The organism is Arthrobacter sp. M4, from assembly GCF_020251205.1.
In the GTDB taxonomy this organism is placed as follows: domain Bacteria; phylum Actinomycetota; class Actinomycetes; order Actinomycetales; family Micrococcaceae; genus Arthrobacter.
Genome location: NZ_JAIWYX010000036.1, coordinates 1 through 8,469, shown reverse-complemented (window position 1 = coordinate 8,469; position 8,469 = coordinate 1). Strand labels below are relative to the sequence as shown.

4 protein-coding genes are annotated in these 8,469 nt (G+C 62.0%); 1 reads left to right on the top strand and 3 read right to left on the bottom strand.

Translation table 11 applies throughout. The annotated features are described in order from the left end of the window. Positions 1-299 precede the first annotated feature (299 nt). From glgB to LD110_RS23205, 3 genes are read right to left on the bottom strand one after another with little or no spacing between them, the layout of a single operon-like run. Positions 300-4,154, bottom strand: coding sequence for a 1,4-alpha-glucan branching protein GlgB (glgB, locus tag LD110_RS23215; protein ID WP_225502307.1), 3,855 nt, complete (start codon positions 4,152-4,154; stop codon positions 300-302). A 1-nt stretch (position 4,155) separates the two neighbouring features. Continuing rightward, positions 4,156-5,952 carry a maltose alpha-D-glucosyltransferase gene (gene treS, locus LD110_RS23210; RefSeq protein ID WP_225502306.1) on the bottom strand — a complete coding sequence of 599 codons (1,797 nt, stop codon included), beginning with the start codon at positions 5,950-5,952 and terminating at the stop codon, positions 4,156-4,158. Then, positions 5,949-8,036, bottom strand: a complete 2,088-nt coding sequence (locus LD110_RS23205; RefSeq protein ID WP_308012480.1) for a maltotransferase domain-containing protein — start codon at positions 8,034-8,036, stop codon at positions 5,949-5,951. The genes treS and LD110_RS23205 overlap by 4 nt, the downstream gene beginning before the upstream one ends. Before the next feature lie 112 nt (positions 8,037-8,148). Here LD110_RS23205 and LD110_RS23200 point away from each other — a divergent pair. Then, positions 8,149-8,469, top strand: a 321-nt coding sequence (locus LD110_RS23200; protein WP_263855482.1) for a DUF3417 domain-containing protein, incomplete at its 3' end; no start/stop codon positions are given.

Sequence of the window (8,469 nt, the reverse complement as noted above, 5' to 3'; positions counted from 1 at the left end):
TTCTCAAACAACAGGCACACCCGACACCACCCAGACAACCGTCCAGGATCGCTCCGGAGCAACTTTTCAAACTTACCCGCTTGCTTCACCCGAGTCAAATCAGCGTCTCCGGCGCCCACATCCATGCGGTTGCGGGCAGCCTCGCTGAAAGCACCTGGGGAGCTTTGCGGGTATCTACTTTACCACCACCTTTTCGAGATCGCAAAGTCGGGTTGCAAGGCGTTCTCCTCGGCTCCGCTGCACACCCAAGAAGGCCCGTGAACACTCGGTTCACGGGCCCTCTCCAGCTTGCCTGACTCCTAGGCGTCAGTCGCTCGCCGGATCTCGATGCCTATTGAATCCGTGACAGGAACCTCTCCCACCGTTGCCACGGGCTTAAACCATGAGGCTCCCAATGGTGGAAGGGTGACAGTCAGCGTCGCAGGCTGGCCATCCATGGGCGCCACCTCAGCGGTCAAGGCGCCACCGTTCACAACTCCCGATCCGCCATAAACCTCGGCGTCGGTGTTGAGAACTTCTTCCCACTCCCCTGCCGCCGGCACGCCCAGCAGGTAGTTGTTGTGCGGGCCGCCAGAGAAGTTCACGGCACACACCAGCGGGTTGCCGTCCGCTCCCCAGCGGATGAATGACAGGACATTGCGATCGGCGTCGCCGCCATTGATCCACTGGAAACCGCTGGGCTCATTGTCCTTGTCGTGAAGGGCAGGCGTTGAACGGTAGAGCTCGTTGAGTTCCTTGGTGAGCAACTGCAGGCCTTGGTGGGAAGGAATGTCTGCAAGGTACCAGTCCAGTCCATGCTGTTCTGACCACTCAGCTTCCTGGCCGAATTCAGTGCCCATGAAGATCAGCTGCTTGCCCGGGTGGGCCCACTGGAAAGCCAGGAAGGCCCGCAGGTTGGCCAACTGCTGCCAGCGGTCGCCTGGCATCTTGCGAAGCATGGAGCCCTTACCGTGAACGACCTCATCGTGGCTGATTGGGAGGAGGAAGTTCTCCGTGAACGCATAAACCATGGAGAACGTCATGGTGCCGTGGTGCCAGCGCCGGTTCACCGGGTTTTCTGAGATGTACTTCAGGGAATCGTGCATCCAGCCCATGTTCCACTTCAGGCCGAAGCCCAGGCCCCCGGTGTTTGTCGGAGCCGTCACACCCGGGAATGCGGTTGATTCCTCGGCGATGGTCACAACGCCCGGATGCGTTTTGTAGACGGTGGCGTTCATCTCTTGGAGGAAGGAAATCGCCTCGAGGTTCTCGCGTCCGCCGAACCGGTTGGGCCGCCACTGGCCTTCGTCCCGGGAGTAGTCGAGGTAGAGCATGGAAGCAACGGCGTCCACCCGCAGGCCGTCGATGTGGAATTCGTCCAGCCAGTAGAGGGCGTTGGCAACCAGGAAGTTGCGCACTTCTGTCCGACCGAAGTCGAAGATCAGTGTTCCCCAGTCCGGGTGCTCGCCCAGGGTGGGGTCGGAGTGTTCGTATAGCGGGGCACCATCAAATTCGGCCAAAGCCCAGCTGTCTTTGGGGAAGTGTGCCGGCACCCAGTCCAGCAGAACGCCGATTCCGGCCTGGTGGAGCTGGTCCACCAGGTACCTGAATTCGTCGGGGTGCCCGAAGCGCGATGTGGGAGCGTAGTACGAGGTGACCTGGTAGCCCCAGGAACCGCCAAACGGATGCTCGGCTACCGGCATGAACTCCACATGCGTGAAGCCCAGCCACTTGACGTAGTCAACAAGTTCCTTGGCCAGTTCCCGGTAGCCCAGCCCCAAACGCCAAGAGCCGAGGTGTACTTCATAGACGCTCATGGGCGAATTGTGCGGGTCCCGCAGGGCACGGGCAGCCATCCAGTCGGCATCCTTGAATCGATAATGCGACTCGACTACTTTGGACGCCGTCTGCGGCGGAACTTCGGTGCCAAAAGCCAGTGGGTCGGCCTTTTCCACCCAGTGCCCCCAACGGCTCAGCATCTCGAACTTGTAGCAAGCCCCTGCCTCGACGCCCGGGATGAAGATCTCCCAGATGCCCGAGGAACCGAGGGAACGCATGGAGTGGTGGCGGCCGTCCCAGCTGTTGAAGTCGCCTTTCACTCGAACGGCTTGGGCATTGGGTGCCCATACAGCGAAGGAAACGCCGTCCACGTTGCCCAGCGAGGAGCTGTAGCGCTGGACGTGAGCCCCGAGCGCGTCCCAAAGGCGCTCATGCCGCCCCTCGCCGATGAGGTGGAGGTCAAGCTCCCCCAGCGTCGGAAGATAGTGGTATGGATCGTCGACTTGCTTCGGTTCCTGGCCTTTGTAGGTGACTTCAAGGCGGTAGTCCGGGACGTGGCCGTGGGATACAGGTTCGACGACGGCCACCCAAACGCCGTCTGCCTCGTGCGTCATGGGTGTGGTGCCTTTTTCGGTAACCACCGAAACAGATTCGGCAAGGTGCTTGACCGTGCGGACAGTGACGTGGCCGTGATCGTCTAGGTGGGCCCCGAGCACAGAGTGTGGTGCATGATGCATGCCGACGGCCACTCGGCCGAGGGTATCGGCATCCACGGGGAGTGGTGCGTGGGGCCGATCGGTATGCGTTGAGCCAGTCATTTCCTTACCTTCCGCTGCAGCCGCGGCGTTCCCGCCGGGACTGGTGTTTGCGAGGAGAATGCGCGATGCGTCCACCGGAATGGAGAGCCAGTCCGGGCGGTTTCGCAGCTCGTAAACGACCTCATATAAAGCCTTGTCCAGCCACAATGCCACAAACAGCGGCGAGCGGCGGTCAATCGTTCCCGGAGTTACTTCCGCATATCCGGAAAGGAACGCCGAAGCACAATCATCAACCCAGTTATCCGGAACCGAAACGCCGGGTTTCTCCCGCTCTGCCGCTCCGGCGGCGTAGTCAAAGGACCTCAGCATCCCTGCTACGTCGCGAAGCGGAACATCCGGGACATTGCGTTCCTCGATGGGACGCAGCGGCTCCCCTTCAAAGTCAAGGATGGCCCACCGGGCAGGCTGGCCTTCCTGCCCAGGAACCTGCAGAATCTGGCCCAAGTGGAGATCACCGTGGATTCGTTGTAGCGGGCCCGTTTCTGCGTCTTCGAGCCGGGCCAGCAGTGAATCGAGGCGTGCGTCATACGGGCCGACGGCGCTGCCCGCCTCAGCCCATGCCTGCCGGACCCGGCGGACCAAGGCCAGAGCGACGTCGCCGCCCGGCTCCGACTCCGTGGTGGTGCCGAGCGTCTCCCGCAGCCTCAAGTGAACGGTTGCTGTGGCCGCGCCAAGGGCGCGTGCCTCGGAGGTGAAGTCGGTGCCGCTCGCGGCCGCTTCAACGGCCAGGCGCCAAGCGTCCCGGCCGCCGGTGAGGAATTCATGTGCGACGGCGAGGTCAACCTGGACGGGACCGGCCAGCGTTATACCGGCGGCCCTATCGGCATTCCCGCCGTCGCCTATTTCCGCGCTGCCGCCGTCGGGCGTTCGCTTGCCGCCGCCGTTTTGGTGAGAGTTCTCGACGCCGGAGGTTTCGACGTCGGACGCGTCACCTTGGGTGCCGTTCCAGCCAGCGGTGACCCAACCGAGGGTCGCCGGCACTTCGCGCGTACCGGCAGCGGTGAGCGCGGCGCCGACCTCAACCTCTGGATTGCGGCCGGCGGACACTGCCCTGAAGATTTTCACGATGGCGCTGTTGGTGCCGTCGTCGACAATGACGGAACTGTTGGACTGTTCGCCGGACAGGACCTTGATCAGGCCGCCTGTCTGCGGAATCGGCAGGGCCCCTTTCACCGCGTGACCCTGCGCCAATCCATCCAGGGTGGGCGCTTGGGTCCGCATGAGCTCCAGCCATTCGGCAACAAACACGGGGTCGTGGACGGCGTCGTAGATCCAAGTGCCGCCGACCTCGCCCACCAGCGCCGTTTCGGCGCCGGCCAGCGGCGAAGAGCGGAAGCTCAACGGCAACTGGATCAGGTCATTGTGATCGACGCCGTCGGCCGTCGTGTAGCCCAACGCGGCGAGGTGGACCTCCAGGCGGGGCTTCTCAGGGTCGTCGCTGGATGCCGCTGCGGGGCCCAGGGTGAAGGCGACACGCTCGTCGAGGGTGAAGTCTCCGCCCTTGGCGGGGAACCAGCGTTTCGCGGGAAGCCATTCGCGGAGGAGCGTGTACAGGGAGTTCACGTCTACGCTTGTCATGTCACCCCTCTATCGATAACACCGGGATTGCCTGTGTATATGGTGATGATGGGTTGGACCCTGCCGACCTAATGCGGAGCCAGAAAAAGTCGTGGCTGCCGAGCGTCAGGGTTAGGGAACCGTCCTCGCGAATTGCCGGGAAGGGCTGTCCGCCAAAGACATCGCGCAGCCCACGACCTGCGTACTCGGGCACGTCCACTGTGGTCGCCACCGGGTGCTGGGACAGGTTGAAGACACACAAGACCGTCTCCGCGGATTCGCCCTCCGGGTTGCCTTCCGGAAGTTCTCGAAGGTACGCGAGCACGGCATCGTGGTCCGCCGGGACGTTACGGTAGCCGCCCAAGCCGAAAGCCGCGTGGTTCTTCCGCACAGACAGGATCTGGCGGGTCCAGCGAAGCAGGGAGCCCGAGTGGGCCGCCTCCGCCTCGACGTTGGCCATGCCGTAGTTGTAAACCAATGACTGAATGACGGGCAGGTACAGCTTGCCGGGGTCAGCCGTGGAGAAGCCGGCGTTGCGGTCCGGGTTCCACTGCATTGGCGTGCGGACGGCATCGCGGTCTTCCAGCCAGATGTTGTCGCCCATGCCAATCTCGTCCCCGTAGTACAGGAATGGGCTTCCCGGCAACGAGAGCAGCAAGGCATTGATGAGTTCGATTTCCGCCCGGGAGTTATCCAGGAGCGGAGCCAGGCGGCGGCGGATACCGATATTGGCCCGCATGCGAGGGTCCGGGGCATACCAGCCCAGCATGGCCGCGCGTTCATCCTGGGTGACCATTTCCAGGGTCAGTTCGTCGTGGTTACGGAGGAACGTCCCCCACTGGGCCCCCATCGGAATGTCCGGTGTATCGCGGAACGTGTCGATGATCGGAGCGGCCTTTTGGTCCCGTAGGGCGTAGTACAGCCTCGGCATAATCGGGAAGTGAAAGGCCATGTGGCACTCGGGCTGGTCCTCCGTGCCGAAGTACTCCACAACCTCGTGCGGCGGCTGGTTGGCTTCGGCGATGATGATGCGGCCCGGGTAGTTCTCGTCCACCATCTTCCGCAGGTCCCTCAGGAAGGCGTGGGTTGCCGGGAGGTTTTCGCAGTTGGTGCCGTCTTCTTCATACAGGTACGGAATGGCGTCCGCTCGGAATCCATCGATCCCCTGGTCCAGCCAGAAACGAACCACGTCGTAGACGGCCTCCACCACTTTGGGATTTTCGAAATTCAGGTCCGGCTGGTGGCTGAAGAAGCGGTGCCAGAAGAACTGCCGCCGAATGGGATCGAATGTCCAGTTTGATTCTTCGGTATCCACGAAAATGATGCGGGCATCCTCGTATTTCTGGTCCGTGTCGCTCCAGACATAGAAGTCTCCATAGGGCCCATCCGGGTCTTTGCGCGACTCCTGGAACCACGGATGCTGGTCCGAGGTGTGGTTCAGGGGAAGGTCGATAATGACCCGGACGCCCCTCGCATGGGCTTCGGCAACAAGCCGCTTGAAGTCGCTGATTGTGCCAAACTCGTCCAGCACCGAGTTGTAGTCGGCAATGTCGTATCCACCGTCGCGCAACGGTGAATGAAAGAACGGCGGCAGCCACAGGCAATCGACGCCCAGCCACTGCAGGTAGTCGAGCTTGTCGATCAGCCCTTGGAAATCTCCCGAGCCGTCGCCGTTCGCGTCCGCAAACGCCCTCACCAGGACTTCGTAGAAGACCGCTTTTCGGTACCAGTGAGGATCATGCTGGAGGCCGGGGGCGTTCAATTCGAAGGTGCTCTTCGGAGAGAAGAACTGGGTTGGCGTTTGCGGACTGAAACTCACGGGCGCTGCCTCCTAATGCTGAGGATGTGGGCCGGTTCAACATGGGGGTCGAGGCGAACATAGTTGTATTCGCCCCACTCCCAGCTTTCGCCACTGATCAGATCGTCAACCCAGAACCGCCCGTTCGACGTGAAGTCGGCCGGATCCAGGTCCAAGGCGGACAAGTCCAGGGACACCGCGCCTTCGCGCGCCACGTGCGGATCCACGTTGACGACGACGATGATGGTGTCCTTGGTGCCATCAGCCAGCTTCTTGTGCTTCGAATACACAACCGTGTGATCGTCAGTGGCCTTGTGCACGGTCAGGTTCTGGAGGTCGCCGAACGCCGGGTGGGCGCGTCGGATTTCGTTAAGCCGGGTGATGTACGGGGCAAGGGAGCGGCCTGACGCTGCTGCGGCGTCCCAGTCCCTGTCCTTGTATTCGTACTTCTCATTGTCGATGTACTCCTCTGCTCCCGGCCTGGCCACGTGCTCGTAAAGCTCGTACCCCGCATAGACGCCCCATAACGGGCTGGCTGTCGCGGCAAGCGCGGCGCGAATCCTGAATGCAGCCGGTCCGCCGTACTGGAGGTACTCGGTCAGGATGTCGGGCGTGTTCACGAAGAAGTTTGGCCGGAAGTACGCCGGTGACACGTGGCTGACTTCCGTGAAGTACTGTTCCAGCTCAGTCTTGGTGTTGCGCCACGTGAAGTACGTGTAGGACTGCTGGAAGCCAGCCCTGCCGAGTGCGTGCATCATGGCCGGCCGGGTGAAAGCCTCTGCAAGGAACACCACGTCCGGGTGCTTCTTGTTAACCTGACCGATGAGCCATTCCCAGAACCAGACGGGTTTGGTGTGCGGGTTGTCAACGCGGAATACCTTGACGCCGTGGCTTACCCAAAGCAGGACGATCCGCAGGATCTCCTTGGATAGTCCGTTGGGGTCGTTGTCGAAGTTGAGCGGATAAATGTCCTGGTATTTCTTGGGCGGGTTTTCTGCGTAGGCGATGCTGCCGTCCACACGAGTGGTGAACCATTCCGGGTGCGACTCGACCCACGGGTGGTCGGGAGCAGCCTGCAAAGCGAGGTCCAGCGCGACCTCGAGGCCGAGCTCGTTGGCACGCGTCACAAACGCGTCAAAATCCTCAAAGGTGCCAAGGTCCGGGTGGATTGCGTCGTGGCCGCCCTCTGCGGCACCGATGGCCCACGGTGATCCGGGGTCGTTAGGGCCTGCAACCAGCGTGTTGTTCCGGCCCTTGCGGAATTCCCGGCCGATGGGATGGATGGGCGGCATGTAAATGATGTCAAAGCCCATCTCCGCCACCGCGTCGAGCCTCTTGGCCGCTGTGTTGAAGTTTCCTGAGGTCCAGGTTCCAGAGTGCGGATCGAAAACAGCGCCCTCTGACCGGGGAAAGAATTCGTACCAGGATCCGCGGCCTGCGGCATCCCGTTCAACCTTGAGCGGGAACCGTTCGGAGACTGTCACGTAATCCCGGATCGGCAGTCGCTCGATTACTGCCGCGATTTCGTCACTAAATCCGGCGGCCAACCGCTCCTCAACCGATTTCGAAGAATCGGCCAGTGTGTCCGCGGCCGCCCGCAGGGTGCGTTTGTCGGCCCCGCTACGGCCGGTCTCGTCGGCCGCTCCAGCCAGCACGGCAGCGCCCTCGGCGAGCATCAGCTCGACGTCGATTCCCGCCTCGATCTTTACCTCGGCGTTGTGGTGCCACGTGCCGTAGCGGTCATGCCAGGCCTCGATCACAAATGACCAGTTTCCGATGGTGGGTGGTGTGAGGATTCCCTCCCAGCGGTCTGTCCCCTTGCCTCGCTCGCCGGGCGGGGGGGCCATCCGGACTCGCTGGCGCTCGCGTCCACGGGGGTCCAGCAAGACGGCGCTGACGCCGAGCTGATCGTGCCCTTCACGGAAGACCGTGGCACCCACCACCAGATCTTCGCCCGGGAGGGCCTTGGCGGGGAACTTCCCTGCCTCAACGACCGGCTGAACCGCGGTGATCGGGAAACGGCCAAAACGGAGGCCGTCCGTGATGTCCGCTTTGGTCTTGGTCTTGGTCCGGGTAGGTGCACTGGTCTGCGGAGAAATCGTCACAGGCTCGACGTTAGCGACAAAAATCACAATTTGCTAAGGGTGAGGTCCATATTCCGAACAGCAATGTGTCATTTACCTAAAAGAAACCGAAAGCTTGTTCCAGCGGTCCTGCATGTCAGTTAGTGTGACGCTCGTGAAGGCAATCCGCAGGTTTACTGTCCGAACTGTTCTGCCCGAGCCGATCCGGCCTCTCTCGCGCCTCGCGACGAATCTTCGCTGGTCATGGCACCGTCCCACCCGGGAACTATTTCAGAGCCTAAACCCCCAACTATGGGAAGCAAGCCGATCCGATCCGATCGCGCTACTTGGCTCCATCAGCCGGGACCAACTGCAGCAGCTTGCCTCCGACACTGAACTCGTTGAGCGGGTGCGTGTGGCGGCGGAGGATTTGGACAGGTATTTGTCTGAGCCGCGGTGGTATCAGGGGCTGGGT